The sequence below is a fragment of the Lentzea sp. NBRC 102530 genome, from assembly GCF_030269365.1.
Classification (GTDB): Bacteria; Actinomycetota; Actinomycetes; order Mycobacteriales; family Pseudonocardiaceae; genus Lentzea.
In genome coordinates, this window is record NZ_BSTF01000032.1 from 12,937 (window position 1) to 34,254 (window position 21,318).

The 21,318-nt window shown below is 69.8% G+C and carries 21 protein-coding genes; 6 read left to right on the plus strand and 15 right to left on the minus strand.

Annotation, left to right across the window (positions count from 1 at the left end):
- Window positions 1–31 precede the first annotated feature (31 nt).
- Window positions 32–1,222 carry a sensor histidine kinase gene (locus tag QSK25_RS43815; RefSeq protein ID WP_285647492.1) on the plus strand — a complete coding sequence of 397 codons (1,191 nt, stop codon included), beginning with the start codon at window positions 32–34 and terminating at the stop codon, window positions 1,220–1,222.
- A 4-nt stretch (window positions 1,223–1,226) separates the two neighbouring features.
- Window positions 1,227–1,874, plus strand: a complete 648-nt coding sequence (locus QSK25_RS43820; RefSeq protein WP_285647494.1) for a response regulator — start codon at window positions 1,227–1,229, stop codon at window positions 1,872–1,874.
- On the opposite strand, the gene lysX is transcribed toward QSK25_RS43820, so the two are convergent.
- Window positions 1,875–5,177: a bifunctional lysylphosphatidylglycerol synthetase/lysine--tRNA ligase LysX gene (lysX, locus tag QSK25_RS43825; protein ID WP_285647496.1), complete on the minus strand. Its 3,303-nt coding sequence runs from the start codon at window positions 5,175–5,177 to the stop codon at window positions 1,875–1,877.
- On the opposite strand from lysX, the gene QSK25_RS43830 reads away from it, so the two are divergent.
- Window positions 5,139–5,978 carry an alpha/beta fold hydrolase gene (locus QSK25_RS43830; RefSeq protein ID WP_285647498.1) on the plus strand — a complete coding sequence of 280 codons (840 nt, stop codon included), beginning with the start codon at window positions 5,139–5,141 and terminating at the stop codon, window positions 5,976–5,978. The genes lysX and QSK25_RS43830 overlap by 39 nt on opposite strands.
- Here QSK25_RS43830 and QSK25_RS43835 read toward each other — a convergent pair.
- Complete coding sequence (locus tag QSK25_RS43835) at window positions 5,956–6,318, minus strand: VOC family protein (RefSeq protein ID WP_285647499.1); 363 nt, start codon at window positions 6,316–6,318, stop codon at window positions 5,956–5,958. The two genes, QSK25_RS43830 and QSK25_RS43835, sit on opposite strands and share 23 nt — an antisense overlap.
- A gap of 126 nt (window positions 6,319–6,444) precedes the next feature.
- Between QSK25_RS43835 and panB the strand changes: the two genes are divergently transcribed.
- Window positions 6,445–7,299 (plus strand): 3-methyl-2-oxobutanoate hydroxymethyltransferase, encoded by an 855-nt coding sequence (gene panB, locus QSK25_RS43840; protein WP_285647501.1) that lies wholly within the window; start codon window positions 6,445–6,447, stop codon window positions 7,297–7,299.
- Between the two features lie 16 nt (window positions 7,300–7,315).
- Here the strand turns inward: panB and QSK25_RS43845 are convergent, their stop codons facing one another.
- A complete protein-coding gene (locus QSK25_RS43845) occupies window positions 7,316–8,173 on the minus strand; it encodes a glutathione S-transferase family protein (protein ID WP_285647503.1) in 858 nt (285 codons plus the stop codon).
- An 18-nt stretch (window positions 8,174–8,191) separates the two neighbouring features.
- Here QSK25_RS43845 and pip point away from each other — a divergent pair, with 18 nt between their 5' ends.
- Window positions 8,192–9,133 (plus strand): prolyl aminopeptidase, encoded by a 942-nt coding sequence (gene pip, locus QSK25_RS43850; protein WP_285647504.1) that lies wholly within the window; start codon window positions 8,192–8,194, stop codon window positions 9,131–9,133.
- On the opposite strand, the gene QSK25_RS43855 is transcribed toward pip, so the two are convergent.
- From QSK25_RS43855 to QSK25_RS43910, 12 genes are all read right to left on the minus strand, one after another.
- A complete protein-coding gene (locus tag QSK25_RS43855; protein WP_285647506.1) occupies window positions 9,130–9,558 on the minus strand; it encodes an RICIN domain-containing protein in 429 nt (142 codons plus the stop codon). The two genes, pip and QSK25_RS43855, sit on opposite strands and share 4 nt — an antisense overlap.
- Before the next feature lie 50 nt (window positions 9,559–9,608).
- A complete protein-coding gene (locus QSK25_RS43860) occupies window positions 9,609–10,370 on the minus strand; it encodes a helical backbone metal receptor (RefSeq protein WP_285647508.1) in 762 nt (253 codons plus the stop codon).
- Complete coding sequence (npdG, locus tag QSK25_RS43865) at window positions 10,370–11,035, minus strand: NADPH-dependent F420 reductase (RefSeq protein ID WP_285647510.1); 666 nt, start codon at window positions 11,033–11,035, stop codon at window positions 10,370–10,372. Before npdG ends, QSK25_RS43860 begins: the two co-directional genes overlap by 1 nt.
- A 164-nt stretch (window positions 11,036–11,199) precedes the next feature.
- Window positions 11,200–12,594, minus strand: a complete 1,395-nt coding sequence (locus QSK25_RS43870; protein WP_502881959.1) for an RNB domain-containing ribonuclease — start codon at window positions 12,592–12,594, stop codon at window positions 11,200–11,202.
- Between the two features lie 236 nt (window positions 12,595–12,830).
- Entirely contained in the window at window positions 12,831–13,037 is a 207-nt protein-coding gene (locus QSK25_RS43875; RefSeq protein ID WP_285647513.1) for a hypothetical protein, read from the minus strand.
- Complete coding sequence (locus QSK25_RS43880) at window positions 13,034–13,507, minus strand: hypothetical protein (RefSeq protein WP_285647514.1); 474 nt, start codon at window positions 13,505–13,507, stop codon at window positions 13,034–13,036. The genes QSK25_RS43875 and QSK25_RS43880 overlap by 4 nt, the downstream gene beginning before the upstream one ends.
- An 18-nt stretch (window positions 13,508–13,525) precedes the next feature.
- The gene (locus tag QSK25_RS43885) at window positions 13,526–14,527 is read right to left on the minus strand and encodes a C40 family peptidase (RefSeq protein ID WP_285647515.1); all 1,002 of its coding nucleotides are present in this window, start codon (window positions 14,525–14,527) and stop codon (window positions 13,526–13,528) included.
- A gap of 3 nt (window positions 14,528–14,530) precedes the next feature.
- Window positions 14,531–15,133, minus strand: a complete 603-nt coding sequence (locus tag QSK25_RS43890; protein ID WP_285647516.1) for a hypothetical protein — start codon at window positions 15,131–15,133, stop codon at window positions 14,531–14,533.
- A gap of 12 nt (window positions 15,134–15,145) precedes the next feature.
- Window positions 15,146–17,011: a hypothetical protein gene (locus QSK25_RS43895; RefSeq protein WP_285647518.1), complete on the minus strand. Its 1,866-nt coding sequence runs from the start codon at window positions 17,009–17,011 to the stop codon at window positions 15,146–15,148.
- Window positions 17,008–19,863: an ATP-binding protein gene (locus QSK25_RS43900; protein WP_502881958.1), complete on the minus strand. Its 2,856-nt coding sequence runs from the start codon at window positions 19,861–19,863 to the stop codon at window positions 17,008–17,010. The genes QSK25_RS43895 and QSK25_RS43900 overlap by 4 nt, the downstream gene beginning before the upstream one ends.
- On the minus strand, window positions 19,838–20,308 hold the full coding sequence (locus QSK25_RS43905; protein WP_285647519.1) for a hypothetical protein: 471 nt from the start codon (window positions 20,306–20,308) through the stop codon (window positions 19,838–19,840). Before QSK25_RS43905 ends, QSK25_RS43900 begins: the two co-directional genes overlap by 26 nt.
- Before the next feature lie 3 nt (window positions 20,309–20,311).
- A complete protein-coding gene (locus QSK25_RS43910) occupies window positions 20,312–20,590 on the minus strand; it encodes a hypothetical protein (protein WP_285647521.1) in 279 nt (92 codons plus the stop codon).
- Between the two features lie 415 nt (window positions 20,591–21,005).
- On the opposite strand from QSK25_RS43910, the gene QSK25_RS43915 reads away from it, so the two are divergent.
- The gene (locus tag QSK25_RS43915; RefSeq protein ID WP_285647522.1) at window positions 21,006–21,269 is read left to right on the plus strand and encodes a ParB family protein; all 264 of its coding nucleotides are present in this window, start codon (window positions 21,006–21,008) and stop codon (window positions 21,267–21,269) included.
- Window positions 21,270–21,318: the final 49 nt, after the last annotated feature.

Genomic DNA, 21,318 nt, shown 5'->3' on the forward strand with positions numbered 1-21,318 from the left:
GCTCCGGGCAGGGCCGGATACGTTTCTCCACATGAAACGGATCTGGGCGGCACTTGTCTACCTCGCGACGGGTCTGCTGACGGCCATAGCGTCGTGGCTCGCCATCGGCGTGCTGCTGCTCTCCGTCGTAGTCCTGCCGTTGCTGCCCATCACCGCGCCGTACATCCGTCGAATCGTGGACTTCGACCGCCGACGGCTCGCGCGGTTCGCGGGCGTTGAGGTGCAGTCGCCGCCTCCGCTCGACGGACCGTGGCTGCACCGCGCCCAGGGCGTGCTCGCCGATCCGCACAGCAGGCGAGACGGACTCTGGCTGATCACGCACGCCGTCGTCGGAACGCTCCTCGGCTCGATCGCGATCGGCATCCCGGGCGCACTGATCCAGCAGCCGGTCGTGGCGCTCACGTGGTGGACGGTCCCGGGCGGCGTCGAGAACTCGTTCGGCGTGCGCGTCGACTCCTGGGCGATGGCGTTCCTGAGCGTGCCGATCGCGATCGTGCTGGTGTTGATCACCATGCAACTCCCCCGGCTGGCGCACTTCGACGCGAGACTCGCGGCCAAGGTGCTGGCGGCCCCGAAGGCGTCGCTGGAGAAGCGCCTCGCCGAGGTGGTCGCCACCAGGGCGGCCGCGCTGCAAGCACATGGCGCGGAACTGCGCAGGATCGAGCGGAACCTGCACGACGGCACGCAGAACAAGCTGGTCGGCGTGGTCATGATGCTCGGCATCGCCGAACGCACCCTCAAGCAGAACCCCGACAACGCCGCGCAGGCCCTCCTCCGAGCACAGGACGCGGCAGGCGACGCACTCGAGGAACTCAGGAACGTCGTGCGCAGCATTCACCCGCCGGTGTTGGATGATCTGGGTCTGGACGGGGCGATCCAGGCGCTGGCGGCGCGGTGCCCGGTGCCGTGCGTGCTGACGGCCGAGCCGCTGGGGCGGTTGCCCGCGGCGGTGGAGGCCGCGGCGTACTTCGCGGTGGCGGAGGCCCTCACCAACGTGGCCAAGCACAGCGGTGCGCAGCGGGCGTGGGTCAGCCTCAACATCATCAACGAGCAGCTCACCGTCATCGTCCACGACGACGGCAAGGGTGGCGCGGACGAGAAGCAGGGGACGGGGTTGGACGGCATTCGCGGCAGGGTGGCGGCGTTGGACGGCAACGCGGAGCTCACCAGTCCTGAAGGTGGGCCCACGGTGCTCACCGTCGTGCTGCCGGTGGGGAGGTAAGGCGATGCGGATCGTGATCGCCGAAGACGACGCGCTGCTTCGCGAGGGGCTGACGTTGTTGTTGCGCAACGAAGGTCTGGACGTGGTGGCGGCCACCGACAACCCGGACGACCTGCTGAAGGCAGTCGCCGAGCACGAGCCGGACATCGCCGTGGTCGACGTGCGGATGCCGCCGACGTTCACCGACGAAGGCCTGAAAGCCGCAGTCGAGGCACGGCGCAGGCACCCGAAGCTGGCCGTGCTCGTGCTGAGTGCCTGGGTCGAGCAGAGCTACGCGCACGAACTGCTGGCCGGCACGAGCGGTGGGGTCGGGTACCTGCTCAAGGAACGGGTCGGCAAGGTCGCCGACTTCCTCGACTCACTCCACCGCGTCGCGAACGGCGGCACGGCGCTCGACCCCGAGGTCGTGTCGCAGCTGCTGGTGCGGCGAAAGGCGGACGACGCGCTGAGTGTGTTGTCTCCGCGCGAACGCGAGGTCCTCGGACTGATGGCGCAGGGACTGTCGAACGCCGCCATCGGCGAGCAGCTCGTCCTCAGCGCCGGAGCCGTGCACAAGCACATCGGCAACGTGTTCCTGAAGCTCGGCCTCAACACCGAGGACGGCTCGGGCGACCGCAGGGTCCAGGCCGTCCTCGCGTACCTCCAGCACTGATCACTGAGGACGGACGAAGGGGAAGAGCACGGTCTGCCGGATCGACGTGCCGGTCAGCATCATCAGCAACCGGTCGACGCCCATGCCGAGCCCGCCCGTCGGCGGCATGCCGTGCTCCAGCGCGCGCAGGAAGTCCTCGTCCAGTTCCATCGCCTCGACGTCGCCGGACGCGGCCTTGAGCGACTGCGCCTCCAGCCGTCGCCGCTGCTCCAGCGGGTCGGTCAGCTCCGAGTAGGCGGTGCCGATCTCCGCGCCGAACGCCACCAGGTCCCAGCGTTCGGCGAGCCTGGCGTCGACCCGGTGCTGCCGGGTCAGCGGTGACACCGACGTCGGGAAGTCGATGTAGAACGTCGGCCCGACGGTGGACGCCTCGACGAACGAGTCGTAGGCCTCCTGCACGAGCTGCCCGTGGTCCCAGTCCTCGTTGATCTCCACACCCCGCGCCGAAAGCAACGCACGCAGCTCCGGCACCGAGGTGTCCGGAGTCACCTCGGTCTCCAAGGCCGAGGAGACCGCCGTGTAGACGGGGATCACCGGCCACTCCCCCGAGATGTCGAACGTGCCCTCGGGCCGGTGTGCGACCTCCTCGCCGAACGCCTCCCGCGCGGCGTGCTGGATCAACGTGCGCACCAGGTCGAGCATGACCCGGTAGTCCGCATAGGACTGGTAGGCCTCCAGCATCGTGAACTCGGGGTTGTGCGTGGCGTCCGCACCTTCGTTGCGGAAGTTGCGGTTCAGCTCGAACACCCGGTCCACGCCCGCGACGCACAGCCGTTTCAGGTACAGCTCCGGCGCGATCCGCAGGTACATCCGCATGTCGTAGGCGTTGATGTGGGTGACGAACGGCCGTGCGTTCGCGCCACCGTGCACGGCCTGCAGCATCGGCGTCTCGACTTCGAGGTACTCCTGCGAGTGCAGGAACTCGCGCACGCTGCGGATGACGTCGCTGCGCAGCTTCAGCAGGTGCGCGGAGTCGGCGTTCACCACCAGGTCGAGGTAGCGCTGGCGGACGCGGGCCTCCGGGTCGGTGAAGCCCTTGCGCTTGTCCGGCAACGGGTGCAGGCACTTCGCGGTCATCGACCACGACTCCACCCGCACGGAGATCTCGCCGTGGTCGGACTTGATCACAGTGCCCGTCACGCCCACGTGGTCGCCGAGGTCGACGTCCGACTTCCAAGACGCCAGCCCATCACCCAACGAGTCCACCGACAGCATCAGCTGGATCTCACCGCTGAAGTCCCGCACCCGCGCGAAGCAGAGCTTGCCCATCTCCCGCAACGCCACCACGCGCCCGGTGACCGAGACCTGCTCGCCGAACCGTTCCCGCGCTCCCGCGAGGAGGTCCGAGCGCTCGAAGCCCACCGGGTACGGGTCGACGCCGGCCGCGACCAGCCGTTCGACCTTCGCGATCCGCACCCGCACCTGCTCCGGCCGCCGCACCGCCTTCGGTTCGACGCGCAGCGCGTCGATCTCGGCCACGCGCGCCGCGAACTCGTCGCTCACGTCCGTCTTCTGCAACGCCCGCTTGCGCAGCGACCGCAGCGACGGCACGAACCCCTCGGCCACGCCGGCCGCGATGCTGACCCGCGGCAACGACCGCGAACGCTGGTAGCAGAGGAACCTCGGCTCCCACTCCGGCAGGTACTTGGCGTTCGACCGGTAGAGCGACTCCAGCTGGAAGAACCGCGACGCCAGCGACAACACCCGCCGCCACGCCCGCAGCACCGGCCCGGCGCCGATCTTCTCGCCCTCCTCGAACACCGCGCGGAACATCGCGAAGTTCAACGAGATCCTTTGCACGCCAAGGTGTCCGGCGGCTGCGGCGAGCTGGGCGACCATGTACTCGTTGAGGCCGTTCTCCGCGGCGCGGTCCCGGCGCATCAGGTCCAGCGACACGCCACGACGGCCCCACGGCACGAACGACAGGAGCCCGCGCAGCGCACCGGACGCGTCATAGGCCTCGACCATCACGCAACGGCCGTCGCTCGGATCTCCCAGGCGTCCCAGCGCCATCGAGAACCCGCGCTCGGTCTCCGCACCGCGCCAGGCCTCCGCCAGGTCCAGGATGGACGCCATCTCGTCCGGCGCGATCTCGCTGTGGCGGCGGACGCGCGTGGTGTACCCGGCCCGTTCGACGCGCGACACCGCCTGGCGCAGCCCCTTGCGTTCCGGACCGGCCAGCACGAACCGGCGGACGTCCAGGATCGCCTCGTCCCCGATCTCCAACGCCTTGAGCCCGGCGTCGGAGTAGACCTGCGCACCACGTTCGGACGCGCCGAGCACACCCGGCATCCAGCCGTAGGTGCGGGCCTCGGCGAGCCACGCCAGCACGGCCTCGGGCCAGTGCTCCTCGTCGCCGATCGGGTCGGCCGAGGCCAGCGTGACACCGCCGATCACCCGGTACGTCAGCGCGGCCCGCCCGGAAGCCGCGAACACCACGCTCTTGTCGCGCCGGGTCGCGAAGTAGCCGAGCGAGTCGGGCTCGCCGTCGGCCGCGAGCAGGCGGCGCACGTCGAGCTCCTGGTCGCCGGTGATCATGCTCTGGCTGCGGACGCCCCGGAAGAACAGGTACATCGCGCGGATCGCGACGAGCGCGCCGAGCAGGCCCAGCACGACGCTCAGCCACTGCGGGCCCTCGGGGATGTCCAGCCGTCCCAGCCGGACGACCTCACCCGTGGCCTGGTTCGCCGCCCACGCGAGCTTGTCGGTCTGCGCGACCAGCTTGCCGGGGAAGACCTCGGTGAGGCCCCAGCCGAGCAGGACCAGCGCGATCATGCCCAGCACGAACGACGCAAGCGCTTGCCGCCACGCACCGCGGGCCAGCCTGGCGGGGAACGCCTCGCGCACGACGAACAGCAGCGTCACCATCACGAGCGAGGTCCCGACCCCGATGCCGAGAAACACCCAGTGCGGCTTCTCGCCCTCGTCCAGGACTTCTTCAGGTGCCAGGGCCAAGATGACCATGATGAAGCCGACCAGCACCAGGCCCATGACCTGGAACAGCAGCAGCGTCCACAGCGCCGCTCGCTTGTGCCTGCGCAGGGCGGCGCCCAGCACGAAGAACACCATCGCGATGAACAGGTTGCCGTCGATCGGCAGCCCGAAGAAGTACCCGATGCCGTCCGCGACGTCGGTGAACCAGCTGTCCTCCGGCAGGAACACTCTGAGCAGCGACAACACCCCGGCCAGCTGCACGATCGTCGCGATCGCTCCCGCGGTCTTCCACTTCCACGCCGGTGCCACTTCAACTCCCGAGGTCTGCCGATGACCGCCATGATTCCGTCTTCTGCCGGGCGGGTGCATGTCGCGACCTCCGGGCGTGTCGACGGTCCGGTCGTGGTGCTCAGCTCGGGTCTGGGCGGGGCGTGGTTCGACTGGGACCGGACGGTGCGGCTGCTCGCGCCACACGCTCGGGTGATCGTGTTCGACCGGCCGGGACTCGGCCTGAGCGGTCCTGCGCGGCGCGGGCCGTCGCTGGCGCGCGAGGTGGCGGTGCTCGACGCCGTGCTGCGCGGGGTGCCGCGCGCGGTCCTGGTCGGACACTCGATGGCGTCGATGCACGTCGAGGCCTACGCCCGGCTGCGGCCGCACCGGGTCGACGGGGTGGTCCTGCTCGACCCGGACGCGGAGACGCCGGGCGCGGGAGCCCCGTTCGACGTGTCGGCGGTGGTCGCGCAGGGCGTGCGGGCGCTCGGCAGCCGCTGGCTCGGCGCGCGGGTCACCCAGCGGTACGGGCACTCGTTCCGCAACTGGCTGACGGCGGTCTCGACGCTCGGGATGACCGATCCCGCGCCCGCTGACCTGGTCGAACTCGTCTACCGGCGGCCTGGCGTCGGGCGGGCGGCGCTGTGGGAGCTGGCGTCGTACCCCGGCCAGGTGGCGACGCTCGAACGGTTGCGCGCGCGGCGGCCGTTGCCCCGTGTGCCGTGGTTGGTGCTCACGGCCGGACGCAAGGTGTGGCCGGAACACCGGTCGTTGGCGGCCCTCGTGCCGTGGGGACGCAACGTGCCGGTGCCCGGCAGCCGTCACATGATCCAGATGGACCGGCCGGACGCCGTGGTCATGGCCGTCCGGGAGGTGCTCAGGGGTCTGCCCGACCGCTGAGCAGGCAGAACTCGTTGCCCTCCGGGTCGGCGAGCGTGTACCAGCTCACCTGCTCGCCCTGGCCGATGTCGACCCTGGTGGCGCCGAGCGCGAGGAGTCGTTCGAGTTCCTCGTCCTGGGTGCGGTCGGTGGCCTTGACGTCGATGTGCAGGCGGAGCTTCTGCAGCTTGCGGTCGGGGTTGCGCAGGAAGAGCAGGGTCGTGCGGCCGTCGAGCTGTCCGATCTCGACCGACACGTCGTCGCGGTCGAGCACCTCGTAGCCCAGCACCTCGGCCCAGAACCCCGCCAGGCGTTCGGGATCGGTGCAGTCGAGCACCAGTTCAGTGATTCGCGCTGCCACGCGTGTGACGGTAGCCGCATCCCTGTTCCGTTTCTGGCCAACGGTGCCACTCTGGTGTTCGGCAACCGTGCACCAAAGCGCCCGGGGACCCGCTGGTGCGGGCCTCGAGGAAAGGAACGGTCGACGATGACCACTGCCGAAGTTTCCGCGCCGTACGGGTCCGGAGCGGGCCAGAAGCCCCCGGCCAAGCGCGTTCGCGTCCACCACCTGCGGGAGATGAAGGAACGCGGCGAGGCGTGGCCCATGCTCACCTCGTACGACACCTTCAGCGCCTCGATCTTCGACGAGGCCGGCATCCCCGTCCTGCTGGTCGGTGACTCCGCCTCGAACACCGTGTTCGGCAACGACACCTCCCTGCCCGTGACGGTGGACGAGCTCATCCCGCTCGTACGGGCCGTGACGCGTTCGGTGAAGCGTTCTCTCGTGGTCGCTGACCTGCCGTTCGGCTCCTACCAGGTGTCGGTCGAGCAGGCCGTCGCGACGGCGGTCCGGTTCATGAAGGAAGGCCAGGCGCACGCGGTCAAGCTGGAGGGTGGCGCCTACTTCGCGCCGCACATCCGCGCGATCACGGCCGCGGGCATCCCGGTCATGGCGCACATCGGCTTCACCCCGCAGTCGGAGCACCAGCTCGGCGGCTACCGCGTGCAGGGCCGGCACGACAACCACGACGTCGTGGTGCAGGACGCGATCGCCGTCCAGGAGGCCGGGGCGTTCGCGGTCGTGCTGGAGATGGTGACCGCCGAGGTCGCGAAGCAGATCACGCACGACCTCGTCATCCCGACCGTGGGCATCGGCGCCGGTCCGGACACCGACGCCCAGGTGCTGGTGTGGCAGGACATGATGGGCCTCAACCGCGGCAAGGCGCCCCGGTTCGTGAAGCGCTACGCGGACATCGGCAACACCATGCTGCAAGCGGCTTCCGAGTTCGCGAACGAGGTGCGCGGGCAGCAGTTCCCCGGCCCCGAGCACACCTTCCACTGATCGTTCGTTCGGCCGGCTAGCGGGTCCAGACCTCCGGGTCTGGGCCCGCGGGCACGATGCCCGTCGGATTGATCTCGTGGTGCGTCACGTAGTAGTGGCGCTTGATGTGGTCCCAGTTCACCGTGTCACCGAACTGCGCGTAGAGGCGTTTCGCGTACCGCCACAGGTTCGGCATCTCGGTGAGCTTGTTGCGGTTGGTCTTGAAGTGGCCGTGGTAGACCGCGTCGAACCTGACCAGCGTGGTCCACAGGCGGATGTCCGCCTCGGTGAGCTGGTCGTTCACCAGGTGGGTCCGGGTCGCGAGGTGGGCTTCGATGCGGTCCAGCTCCTGGAAGAGGCTCGCGTACGCCTCCTCGTAGGCCTCCTGCGACGTGGCGAAACCCGCCTTGTAGACGCCGTTGTTGACGTTGTGGAAGATCGGCTCGATCCAGCCGTCGATCTCTTCGCGCAGGTGTTCCGGGTAGAGGGTGCTCTCCGGGCGCCACCTGAGGCTGAAGTCCAGGGTGAGCTGCGGGTAGTCGTTGGTGACGACCTTCTTCGTGGTCGTGTCGACCAGCGCGGGGACGGTGACGCGGCCCTGGTAGTCCGGGTCGGCGTTGTCGTAGGCCTGCTTGAGGTAGTCGATGTGCAGGACCGGGTCGGTTTCCGCGAACCGCCAGCCCTTCTCGTCGCGGATCGGGTCGACGACCGCCAGTGAGATGTCGTCTTCGAGGTTCAGCAGCTTGCGGACGATGACCGCGCGGTGCGCCCACGGGCAGGCGAGGCTGACGACCAGCCGGTAACGGCCCGGTTCCGGCTCCGGGCGCGCGGTGAAGCGGTTGGGTTGCCGGACGAACGCCCCCGTGGTGGAGGTCTCCTGCGAGAACTGCGCCATGTGGTCGACCATAGGCCCATGTACCCGGAGATCGAGCCTCACGCGTCAGGCCACCTCGACACCGGCGACGGCAACCTCGTGTACTGGGAGGAGTGCGGCAACCCGGACGGCAAGCCCGTGGTCTTCCTGCACGGCGGGCCCGGTGGTGGTTGCTCGCCGTCCCATCGACGGCTGTTCGACCCGTCCGCCTACCGGATCATCCTGTTCGACCAGCGCGGGTGCGGGCGTTCGTTGCCGCACGCGTCCGTGACGGGCGATCTTTCGCTGAACACGACCTGGCACCTCGTTGCCGACATGGAACTGCTGCGCTCGTCGCTGGGTGTCGAGCGGTGGCAGGTGTTCGGCGGTTCCTGGGGTTCCACCCTGGCGCTGGCCTACGCCGAGACGCATCCCTCGCGGGTGTCGGAGTTGGTGCTGCGCGGGATCTTCACGCTGCGTTCGTCCGAAGTGGACTGGTACTACCGCGGCGGGGCGGCCCAGCTCTTCCCCGACCTGTGGGAGCGGTTCATGGCGCCGCTGGCCGGGTTGTCCGGGGATCCCGTCGCGCTGTACGCGCAGCTGCTCGCCGATCCCGATCCCGACGTGCACGGTCCGGCTGCGGTCGCCTGGAGCACCTGGGAAGGCGCGACGGTGACCTTGCTGCCGCGGCCTGCGCTGGTGGCCGCGTTCGCGGAACCTTCTTACGCGCTGGCGTTCGCGCGGATCGAGAACCACTACTTCGTGCACGGCGGGTGGCTCGAGGAGGGGCAGTTGATCAGGGACGCCGGGCGGTTGAAGGACATCCCCGGCGTGATCGTGCAGGGCCGCTACGACATGGCCACGCCCGCGGTGTCGGCCTGGGACCTGCACCGGGCGTGGCCGGAGTCGTCGCTGGTGCTGGTGCCCGACGCCGGGCACGCCTACGACGAGCCCGGCATCCTGGCGGCGTTGCTGGAGGCGACGGACCGGTTCCGCCCCTAGCGCAGTCCGTTCCACCTGGCGGTGGCGGTCGTGCAGGCCGCCACCGCGACCTGGGCGGTGAGGCACTTGCCGGTACCGACGTTGCGGAGCTGGAAGCTCGCGCCGGTGGTGACGCGGCGCCAGCGCTGGTTCCCGCTCGCCGTGCAGGCTTGGCCCCGGACGTCACCCGCGGTGGTGGCGGTGAGGCACTTGTCGGTGGCCGTGTTGTGCGGCCAGTCGACGCCGCCGCTGATCGGGACGATCCAGCGCTGCTCGTTCGAGATCTCGTTGCAGAGCCTGAGGACCACGTCGCCGCCGGTGTCGGCGAGGCACCGGTCGGTGCCCGCCAGCTGGTAGACGACGACCGGCTCGGCGCCGGCCGGGACGGCGGTGAGGGTGATGATCGTGGCGGCGGCTGTCGCGATGATCGCGGCTGGTTTCCCCATGGGGCCGAATCCTGGCAGCGGTCCGGGTCCGGCGAATCCCCCTGCGGTTGTCAACCCTGGCCGTAGTCGAGCGCCTTTTCCAGGCTCGCTCTCGCCTCCACGAGTGAAGGCCCGTACCAGGTGAGGTGCCTGCCGTTGACGAGCGCGTACGGCAGGCCCGGGAAGCTCTCCGGGCCGTCTTCGTGGGTGAACACGTACGGCTCGTCGGGGAGGACGACCAGGTCTGGTCTCTTGTCGTTGAGTTGTTCGAGAGTGGGGCGCGGGTAGCGCTCTTCGTGCGTGGCGTAGACGTTCTCGATGCCCAGCCGGCGCAGCACGTCGGTGGCGAACGTGTCCCTGCCGACGACCACCCACGGCCGTCGCCAGACGGGGATCAGCGCGGTGAGCTTGCGCGGTTTCGTGTCCCGCCAGAGGGTTTCGGCTTCGGTGAGCCAGTCCGGCGTGATGTCCCAGGCGAGGGCGAACAGACGTTTCAGGGAGTCCAGGGCCATCGGGACCGTCTTCGGGGCTTCGGTCACCCAGACGTTGATGCCGTTGGCGCGCAACCGTTCCACGTCCTCCGGGCGGTTCTCCTCGGAGTTCGCGATGACCAGGTCCGGCTGGAGGTCGATCACCTTGTCCACGTCGGGGTACTTCGAGCCGCCGACTCTCCGGACGTCCAGGTTCTCCGGGTGGGTGCAGTAGTCCGTGGCGCCGACGAGCGCCGCGGGGACCGTGCGCGCGACGGCCTCGGTGATCGAGGGGACCAGGCTGACCACTGTGCGTGGCTGGTCCAGCGGGACCGGCTCACCGAGGTCGTCGGCGGGGAGCATCAGACTCCCGTGATCTTCAGGCCGGCGTGCGTCTTGTACCGGCGGTTGACCGCGATGAGGTTCGCGGTGAACGCCTCGACCTGGTGCGCGTTGCGCAGCCGGCCGCCGTAAACGCCGCGGAAGCCGGGCACCAGCTCGGCCAGCGCGCGCACCGTGTCGGTGGCCTCGCGGTCGTCGCCCAGCACCAGGACGTCCATGTCCACTTCGGACACCGAGAGGTCGGCGAGCAGCACGGCGGACACGTGGTGGAACGCGGCCGTGACCCTGGACTCGGGCAGGAGGAGTTCGGCCTGCTGGGCGGCACTGCCCTCGGCGACCGGCAGGGCGAACGGGCCCTGCTTGTCGAAGCCGAGGGGGTTGACGCAGTCGATGACGATCTTGCCGGCCAGCTGGTCGCGCAGGCTGGTGAGCAGGTCGCCGTGGCCGTCCCAGGGGACCGCGATCAGGACGATGTCGGAGTCTGCGGCGCAGTTGGAGTTGTCGGCGCCCCGGACGTCACCGCCGGCCGCCTCGACGATCTCCTTGGCAGCGAGTTCGGCGCGGTCGGCGCTGCGGGAGCCGATGATCACCTTGAGGCCCGCCTTGGCCCAGCGGATGGCCAGGCCCTTGCCCTGGGCGCCGGTGCCGCCGAGGACGCCGACGGTGAGGTCCTTGATGTCTGTCACCCCTGCATCTTCACACGTCGGGTGAGGCGTGGGGTTGTGACCTCGGGTTGGACGGGGTGGTCACCTCGCGGTGGCTGGTCGCGGTGGCGCCGGAGATCAGGACGAGCCGTCGGCCCGGCGAAGGGGCTCGGCGGGCACCGCGATGCCCGCGCTCCGCGGTCTGGTCAGGCCCGTTCGAAGCGCACCCTGCGGTTGGCCGGATCCGCCTCCGCCAGGCGGACCGTGATGCGTTCGCCTTCCGGGAGGTGCTTGCCCGTGCACTTGGCCAGCACCGGAGGCTCGGTCACGAAGACCTCGGCCTCGTTGTCGCCGGACCGCAGGACGGCCGCGTCGAACTCCTGCCCCACCTTGTCCGCCAGCACCCAGGCCTCCACCTGGTCGGTGGCGGCTCGGTCCACCTTCGAGGCGAGGGAGTCGGACGAGCCCATCAGCGACGGGAGTTCAGGGAGGGCTTCGGACAGCCAGGTCGGCAGGGGCTCGCCCGCGGTCACGGCCAGGCAGACCTCGGTGGCGAAGCGGTCGACCAGGCGGCGGAGCGGGGCCGTGACGTGGGTGTACGGGGCCGCTAGACCCGCGTGGGTGGTCAGGTCGGGGATCTCGCCGTTGAAGGTCGCGTAGCCCGCGCCTCGGAGCAGGCGGGTGGCGTCGGTGAACAGGGCCAGGGCCTCGGGGGTGGCGGGGTCGAGGCCCGCCAGGAAGGCGCCCGGGGACTGGTCCGCCGGCCACTTCACGTGGAGGGCGGCGGCGGACCTGCGGAGGGCCTGCACGGCCTCGGCGTCCGGGTTCGGGAGGGTGCGCAGGACGCCCACCTCGGCGGACAGCATGATCTCGGCTGCCGCCATGCCGGTCATCAGGGAGATCTCGGCGTTCCAGGAGTCGACGTCGGCTCGGGGGCGGGCCACCAGCTTCCAGCCCGAACCGTCGTGCTCGATCTCCTGTTCGGGGAGCTGGAGTTCGATGGCGCCCCTCGCCACGGCGTAGGCGCGGCGCAGGGGGCCGAAAGCTGCCAGGGCCGCCACGGACGGGTGTGGGGTGCCCGCGTCGAACGAGGCCTGGACCGAGGCGTAGTCGAACTGGGCCCGGGAGCGGACCAGGGCCCTGCGGACCTGGACGTCGACCGGGAGGCCCTGGGCGTCGCAGGTGAAGGTCCAGAGGACCGCCGGGCGGGTCACGTCCGGGAGGAGCGAGGCCGCGCCTTCGGAGAGGACCGTCGGGTGCAGCGGGACGTTGCCGTCCGGGAGGTAGAGGGTCTGGCCGCGGCGGCGGACCTCGGTGTCCAACGCTCCGCCCGGGCTGACGAAGAGACCCAGGTCGGCGATGGCGTAGTGGACCGTGAAGCCGTCGCCCTCGCGGGTCACGCAGAGGGCCTGGTCGAGGTCCTTGGCGCCGGGTGGGTCGATCGTCACGAGGGGGATCGACGTGAGGTCCTCGCGGTCTCCCGGTGGACGGGAGACCGCTTCCTCCGCTTCGGCCAGGACGTCCGCCGGGAAGGCGGACGGCAGGCTGAACTCGGTGCGCAGGTCGTCGAAGGACACCTCGGCACGGCCTGTGCGGATCACCTGGGTAGCCACCCGCACAGAGTAGGAGGCGAGATCTGATCCTCGTCACCGCCGCGCCAGGCGAGGCCGGGCCGAGGAGCTAGTGGTGTGGCTCGGGCCGGGGGAATTCGCGTTCAGACGGGTGCATCGTGGTGCCGCCCCCACGTCCTCGTACTGGTGGTACGGGGGCGTGGGGGCGGTGCCGGGAGGCGCCCTGCTGGGCGTGGATCACCTCGCCAACGCTCCGAGACGCGCCACTAGTCCTCGTCGTCGCCGCGCCACTTCTTGTCGGACTCGTCGGCCTTGCGGGTCTTCTCCCTGGCGATCTCCAGGGCCCTGGCCGCCGTGGCCTCGTCCGGGTAGGGGCCCATCCGGTCCCCGCCCTTGCACCCCTTGCCGTGCTCCACCGTCTGGTGGGTCAGGCAGAAGTACCACCCGCTCGTGTCGCTCTCGCTGTCACTCATACGCGTTCGCCTCCCAAAGGCGCCGGGAATCCCCGCGGCGGCGTCGACTGGTTGGCGTTGGCGTACTCCGACGGAATCGGATCCAAACACGAGACCAGCACCGTGCGGTCCTCGGCGTTCTCGATCTTGCGGCCGGAGCGGTCACGGTAGACGAGGGAACCGTCGGAGTCGATCTCCATGATGGCGCCCACTTCGGCGAGCTGTTCCTCGTCGAGGTCGGCCAGCTTCTCGTAGCGGGACGGCACCACGCGGTAGACCGGCCACTTGAGGTGGCCGTAGGTGCGGTGGAAGTCCGCGAGCAGGTGCACGAGGTGCTGCTGCCACGGCAACGGCATGGCCTCGGCCAGTGCTCGTGGGATCACCACGTAGTCGGACGAGACACCCGGTGCTCCGGCCGCCGTGTAGTCACGCACCGGTGTGCTCGACGCGGGTGGTCCGGAAGGCCTCGGGATGGGGTCGTGGTTGAACATGCAGCGCCTCCCCGCGATCTACACGCCCGGCCGGACGGCCAGCGGCATCAACTCGTAATAGTCCCAGTTGAGCTTGCTGATCTTCACGACATCACCCGTTTGAGGTGCGTGGATGTACTCGTCTCCGCCGAGGTACATGGCCACGTGGTGCACCGTGCGCGGGTTCGACGTGTCGGTCGCCCAGAAGATCAGGTCACCTGCCTGGGCCTCGCGCACCGGCAGGTGGGCCCCGCCCTTCTCGTACTGGTCGTTCGCCACGCGCGGGATCTGCACGCCCGCCGCGCCGAACGCCTTCACGAGGATGCCGGAGCAGTCCCACGCGTCCGGGCCGTTGCCGCCCCACAGGTACGGCTCGCCCAGCTGTTGCTTGGTGAACTCGATGGCGATGCCCGCCGCGTTCGAGGCCAGCAGGAACTCCCCCGCGCCCGCGCCGCAGCCGGCGGGGTCGGAGATCTCGCCGAGTTCGCTCAGCAGGAAGGCGGCCATCGCCTCCCAGTTGTGGTAGCGGTCCGGGAACGCCGAACGCTCGACGGCCTGGGCCGAGTCACCGGGACGCTTGTTCTCCCAGTCCGGCACCTTCAGCAGCACGTCGTAGAACTTGTTGATCGCGTACGTCGGGTCGATCACCTCGGCTGGCGTGCCCCAGCCCATCGACGGGCGCATCTGGAAGATGCCGAGCGAGTCGCGGTCGCCGTAGTTCAACGGGCGCAGGCCCGACTCGGTCATGCCCGCCTGGATCGCGATCTGCCACGCGAGCGGCGGCAGCTTGCGCTCCTGGCCGATGGAGATGATGCGCGCGACGATGTTGCGCTGTTCGTCGTTGAGGCGCGACGCGTCGTGGCGGCCCTTGTCGCCGCCGCCCGCGTCCCACGGGCCGATGGCGGCGTTGCAGCTCATCCGCTGGAAGTTCGCGCCCACCGCGGGGTTCGTGGAGTTGCTCACGACCTGCGTGACGCCCGACGTCGCGACGACGACCACGATGATCGCGCCGATGGCTCCTACCAGCAGCATGAGGCGCATGGCTCAGTCCGCCTTCGTGTAGCTGTTCACGCGCCATTCCTTGGACGGCGTCTTGACCAGCGTGATCACGACCTTGCCCGAGTCGGTGCCCACCTCGAAGTCGGCCGACGACGTGAAGGACTTCTTCGCCGTGACCTTCTGCGTGATCTTGGTGGGCACGTTCTTCGGGTCGATCGTGGCCATCTGCGCGAGGAACTCCTCCGTCGTGTACGGACGGAGTTGCGCCAGCCACTTGTTCACGTCGTCGTCCGGCGGCGGCTTGATCCAGTTCTCCGCCCACAGCTCGGCGATCAGCTGCGCGTCGGCCTGCGGTGGCGCGGCCGACGCGGAGATCGACGGCGGTGGCTGCTTGGTCGGCAGCGAGGCACCGCTGCTGCCCGGCAGCTGGCCGACCTGCGTGCCCTGCGACGACGTCGAGTTCTGGCCCGCCGCGTTGTTCGGGTCGGCGGGCTTGCGGTCGAGGACCTTCGGGACGATCACGCCGAGCGCGACGATCACCACCACGAAGATGATGATCGAGGCGGCCAGGTGCCGCGGGGAACGCAGCGGCCATCCCCACAGCCTGCGGTAGACCGCGGCACGGCCGCGGTTGGTACGGATCGGCACCTACGCCTCCCTTCAGTTGTCCCTGACTTCGAAACCGCGCGACGGTCGGTAGATCACGTGCACCGGACGCCCTGCCACCACTTCTGTTTCTGCCCTGCGAGGTTCCTGCACCGGAGCGGAGTAGGCGCTCGAGCGCGACGGCACGAGCACCGCGTCGTCGACCCGGTCCCACTGGCGGTCGGTGACCGTCGGGCTGTCCACCACGCGCGAGCGTGCGGCGGGCAGCGCGGCCGGACCGGACCCCGCGGGCAACGCGCCGGCGCGCACGCCGGACCCGTCCGGACCGCTGATGATCTGGCCGGGCTGGGAGTCGCGGTCGAGCCGCTGCGCCGTCGCCATGACCGGGCTGGACGCCTCCGGGCGCACCCGGCCGCGGCCGCGCTGCGGCACCTCTTCGCCGTCGGCGTCGTTGTCCCGCACGGACTCCCAGAACTCGTCCTGGGGCGTCGGGCCCTGCTGCTTCTTGCGGCCCATCATCTTCGACCAGACGCCGCCGCTCATCGGCAGGACGTTGCCCGCCGAGCCGACGGACATCTCGACCATCTGCCACATGCGCCGCAACGGTTTGCCGATCACGAAGCACACGAGCGTGAGCATCAGGCCGAGCAACGTCCTGGTGAGCAACGAGAGCCCGGTCGCGTTGAAGATCGCCTGCAGCAGCAACGCGTGGACACCCGCGAGGACCGCGAGCACCAGCACGTTGAACACCGTCACGGCGGCCGCGCGCGCGACCTTGCGCAGCAGGTCGTGGTGCAGCAACGCCACCAGGCCGATGAGCGGTCCGGCGAGCGTCAGGATGCGCAGCAGCAACTGGGCCAGCAGCACCGCGGCCTTCGCGAACAGCTGGAACAACGAGAACGCGATCGACTGCAACAACGCGAGGAAGCCCGCGCCGGTGCGGCTGCCGTCGGTGCCGTCGAAGTAGCCCTTGGCCGTGCCGAGCTGGGCTTCGAGCGCCTTCCACTCGGACTTCTTGGCGTCGAGCGCGGCCTGGTCGCCGTCCTTGCCCTCGGCGATCTCGGCCGTGGTCCACGCCTGGGTCTTGAGGATGCGCGGGCCGTACTCGGCGGCCTGCGGTGCCTCGGGCGTGCCGAACGCACCGCGCAGCCAACTCTGGTAGACGACGGCGTCGTGCAGTTTCGTCGGCAGTACGTGGAGTGTGCCTTGTTCTTCGGGCGCCTCGATGAACCCGGCTTGGATCTCCGACGTCTTGGAGACCAGTGTGTTGTCGAGGAGGTTGTAGAACTGGGGCAGGGCCAATGTGGACGTTGCCAGCCACATGGCCGCCAACGCCCAGAGCCCGCGTTTGGAGATCGTGGCGAAGTCGCCGGTCCAGATCTGCCGGAACATCAGGATCGCGAGGATCAACGCCACCAGGCCGAACCAGCGCAGGTAGACGTTGTCGTAGACCTTCTGCACGCCGTTCTTCACGGCGTCGTCCAGCGGAACCAGCAGACCGCGGCCCATCACGGTGTAGTGCAACGCGTTCGTGGCACCGACGATGTTCTTGCCGATGCTGAAGAGCTCGTTGCCGGCCCACGTGTCGAGCGTGGCGTTGGCGTCGGGCAGCACGTTGCACTTGGCGTTGTAGTTGTGCCACACCATGCCCGCGTAGCCGTACTCGAGGTACGGCGAGCCGGGGAGGCCGTTGCCGACGGGCGGGTCGAGCGCGCCGACCATGCCCGCGCCGGGACGTTCCGGGTTCGGTGCCTCGCCACAGGTTTGGGCGTGCGCCATCGGGGCACCCAGCACCACCTGAAGGGCCAGGATCGCCGAGACGAGGGTGAGCGACTTGGCTCGTGCTGACGCGCGCAGCGCGAAGCGCCGCCTTGCCCAGAGCAAGGCGGCGATCGCGAGCACGATCGTCAGCGCGGTCATGCGCCGCCGTCCCGGCGGCGGCTGGACCCGTCACCGTGGCCCACGAGATGGGCCTCTTCCTCCGTCAGTCCGAGTTCCATGTCCGCCGCCAGTTCGTCGTCGATCTCGTCGGGCACGTAGGCGGGCGGCTGGGGAGCCGCGTTGTCGTCCGCCGGCACGAGTTCGGCACCGGAGTCGCGCTTGGCGTCCGGCGTCGTGTCGAGGGCGTTGCGCAGGTGCTCGAGGTGCGGTCCGCTGAAGTCGATGCGGATCCGCTCCACGCCACCGGCGCCGTCGCCGAAGATGAACTGACGGGGCGCGCGGTCGCGTTCGGTCGCGGTGCGCTCGCCACCGGGGCGGCGGCCCAGCGAGGCGATGACCTGCTCGTACCCGGCGCCGACCGGCACCTTGAGCAGTCGCAACGCGTCGGCCTGGGCCTGGTCGTCGTCGAGCCTGCCGACGAAGACCGAGTCGAGCAGGGCGACGAAGCCCTGGATCTTGAGGAAGTCGGCCGGGATCTGCGAGGAGAGCAGCACGCGGACGTTCCACTTGCGCGAGTCACGCGCGAAGCGGTTCATCAGCACGCGACCGGTCGGGACTTCGGAGAGGAAGAACGCCTCGTCGATCCAGACGCCCTTGCGCTGGTCCTTCGGCTTCTCGTAGATGGAGCGCTGGGTGAGCCAGGCGGCGAGGTTCAGCATCTCGACGCCGAGCGACTCCGCGTCCGTCCAGTGCTCGCGGCCGACGCCGTCCTTCGGCAGGTTCAGGCCCGCCATCGTCAGGACGGTGAGGCGGTCGTCGCGCACCTCGTTGTACGGGTCGTGGTTCTCCTCGGGGATGAGCAACGACATGCGCTCGCGCATCTCGTCGAGGAAGTCCGCGACGACGACGGCGTGCTCGTGGTGCTCGGACGCGTCCCGGCGCAGCGCCTCGAAGACGAGACCGGGGTGGGCGTCGAAGCGGCCACCGACCGTGCGGACCGCGCGCAGCAGCACGATGCGCGTCTGCGGGAGCCGCGCGACCTCGAACGGCAGCAGGCCGGTGAGCACGTCCAGCACGAGACGGCGGCGGGTGGCGGCCGCGAGGGCCTTCTCCCGGCGCCAGGCCCGTTCGGGGTCGTCCTCGTCGAGGAAGTGCTCGATCATCGGCTCGGCGACCACCCGGTACGGGTTGAGGATGCCGGGCTGGGCGTTGAGCAGGTTGATCGGCCGGGCGTACGGGCGCAGTTCGGGGAGTTCGCACAGCGCCGAGAGCGGGCCGGACGGGTCGAGCAACGTCCAGTGGGCGCCCGCGCGCAGGGTCTTGTAGACCATGCCGCCGCCGAGGAACGACTTACCGGCACCGAGGCCCGCGACCATGGCCGTGAGGCCCGAGGCGTCACGGAGCTCCTGCGCCATCCACGGGTCCCACGCGACCGGGCGACGGGTGGCCGTGACGGTCTCGCCGAGCAGGATGCCGCGGCGGTCACCGACCTCGGCCGTCGCCGTCGGGACGGCGGACGCGGCCCACAGCACGCTGCCGCGGCGCAGGTAGGCGCCGTTGGACAGCGGTTCGCCGGGGATGAACTCGCGGGCGATCGCGTACTGGGCCTCGGGGTGCTCGATGGCGACCTTCGGCTTGTACAGCTCCAGCAACGACTGGGCGAGCCGCAGGGCCTCGCGCTCGGTCGGGCCGGAGACCGCGAGCCGCCACCAGCTGCGCACCCGGGTGCCCAGCGCGGTGAAGCCCGACGTCATCTCGTCGTCGATCTCCAGCACACGCCCGGCCTGGCGGGCGAGCGACTGCGGCGGTTCGAGCTCGTGCTCGTCGGTGTAGTGGCGGACCTGCGAGCGGACCTTGCTCATCTGCCGCGACAGCTCACCCGACACCTCTTCGGGCTTGCGCACGTAGATGCGGGCGGACCACTCGACGCTCGCCGGGAGGCGGTCGGCGCGCTGCACCCACGGGTCGTCGACCTCGGGGATCTGCAGGCCGTGCATGAGCCCGACGGTGAGCACGGCGACGTGCCGCTTGATGCCCGCGTTCGAGCCGGTGCGGCCGCGGACCGTGACGGTCGGCGAGTAGGGCTCCTGGTGGAAGTCCGCGGCGTCGGTGAACGACGCCAGGTCCTCCGGTTCCCACGCGGCCCCCGGCACGGCGGGCATGTTGCGCGGCGCGGGCAGGCCCAGCGAGCACGACCGGTGCATCAGCCAGGACATCTCCTCGGCCGTCGCGGGACGGCCTTCGAGCCCGGCGGACCCGATGACCTGGTCGAGGTGCTCGACCTCGGAGTCCAGCGCCACGAGTTCGGCGTCCACGGCGTCCGGGAAGACCTTGCGCAGCACGGGGGCGGCGCGTTCGACGGCGCGGTCCATCATGTTGCGGGTCTGCACCTGGACGCCCAGGTAGACCTCTTTCTCCGCCATCGAGCGGCCCATCAGCTGCTGCTGCTCGCCGACCATGTAGTCGTCGAACGAAAGCGTGCCGGGGGTGTCCGGCAGGCGCTTGACGGCGTTGTGCACGTGCGCTTCGGCCCACATGCGGATCGGGTACGGCCGCGTGGTGACGCGCAGGTGCATCCAGCGGCCCTGCAGCTCGGCGTACTGGCCCGCGATGGCGGCGATCAGGTCCTGGCGCTGCGAGTCGCTGCGGAACGACCAGCGCTGCGGCGCGAGCCGGTACCAGGCGTAGACCTCCTGGCCGGTGCGCAGCAGGTGACCGTCGATGCTGCGGGCGCTGATCGACGGCGTGTAGCTCGGCACGGCCTGCTCGCCGGGCAGGCGGCGGCCACGCTTGGAATATGCGGCTCGGTCACGCTCACGGGGGTCGGCCGCGGCGTGCTGGGCGATGTGCTGGGCGGAGCGACGGTCACGGTCTCGCCGGCGTCCGAACACCGCGAACCTCCTTCTTACGGCTGTCTGGCGTCCGGCGGGGCTGGGCCTGCTGTCTCGCCCGTTGTTTCTTGCTCAACTTGGGACGAGGCCGCTGCGGAGTGACCCGGATCCGGGCGGCACTGGCCGCTCCGCCGGTACTGGCCGTGCGCTCTCGAGGTGCGGTGAGCTCGCGGACCCACATCGACATGACGGCCGTGAGGGGCCGTTCATGACTGATCCGCTGGGTGATGAACCTGGTGAGGATGATCGTCGCGACGAGGGCCCACGCGGTCGAGAAGAACCCGAACCCGACGCCCATCTGCCGTTCGATCGTGAGTACGACGAGGAAAACGACGATCCCGACGCCCCACGCGACGTATCGCGCGCGCCAGGGAAATGTCGCTTTGGGCGGACCGAGCCAGACGGCGTCGACCCGGTAGACCTCGTCGTCGGTGCGAACCCGCACGTGTCAGCCTCCGACGAACAAACCGGCGAGCCACTGACCGATGTTCGCGCCGGCGTCGGTCGTGACGGCCAGGCCGATGATGGCCAGTGCGACGATCACGCCACCGAGGCGGCGCATGACGCCCGCGTTGTCGCCCTTGCCACCGCCCAGCCAGAGGAGCAGCAGCGCGACCGTGAGCAGGAGCAGCGGGACGATGTTGTCCAGGATCCAGGTCCGGACGTTGCCTGTGCCCGGCACCTGCGGCTGCTGCTGAGCGAGTGTCACCAGGTCCATGGCGGTCATTTCTTACTCCAGAGTGCGCTGGGGCTTGCGCTACGAGTAGAACACGAGTTCGTCACGTCGTGTGGGGCTGTTGCTGCGGGGTGTAGATCATCTGGCCGTTCCCCCTGGGAGGAATTACGTCTAATCTGGCCGACACATCATCACTGAGGAGAGGTCAGTGGGGAACACCCGGATGAAGATTCTCTCCGTCGCTGGCAAGGTTCACCCGACTGCGAACGCCCTGGTCACCCACAGTGCGTGGGTCTCAAACACGCGCACGTGTACACCCATGTGAACGCCCTGATCGGCCGGTTCGCGACCCCTGTTCGGGCGTGCGCCGGAGCCACGACTGCGAGGAGATCCGTTCATGCTCGAACCTGACCTCGTGCCGGATGGAAGTGTGGACGGAATCACAGCCTCCCCTAGTGCTCCAGGCGTGGAGGAGCCTACCGGGCAAGGCACGCAATCCCGGCGCCGGGTCCAGCGGACGATCAACTTCGACCGCGAGGTGCTGGAACGGGCTCGGGCGGCGGCCACCTACCTCTCTTCCTACGAGCCCCAGGCGGGGGTTCGGTCGCTCGCGGACATCGTGAACCCGGCCGTGCTGGCGTACGTGACGGAGTTGGAGGAGCTCTACAACGCCGGGGAGCCGTTCCGGCCCGTGCTGCGCATGCCGTCCGGGCGTCCCGCGAACCGGTGAAGCCCGGCGACCTCTCGGCCACCGGGCTTCGGCGCGTGTTCGGACGCGG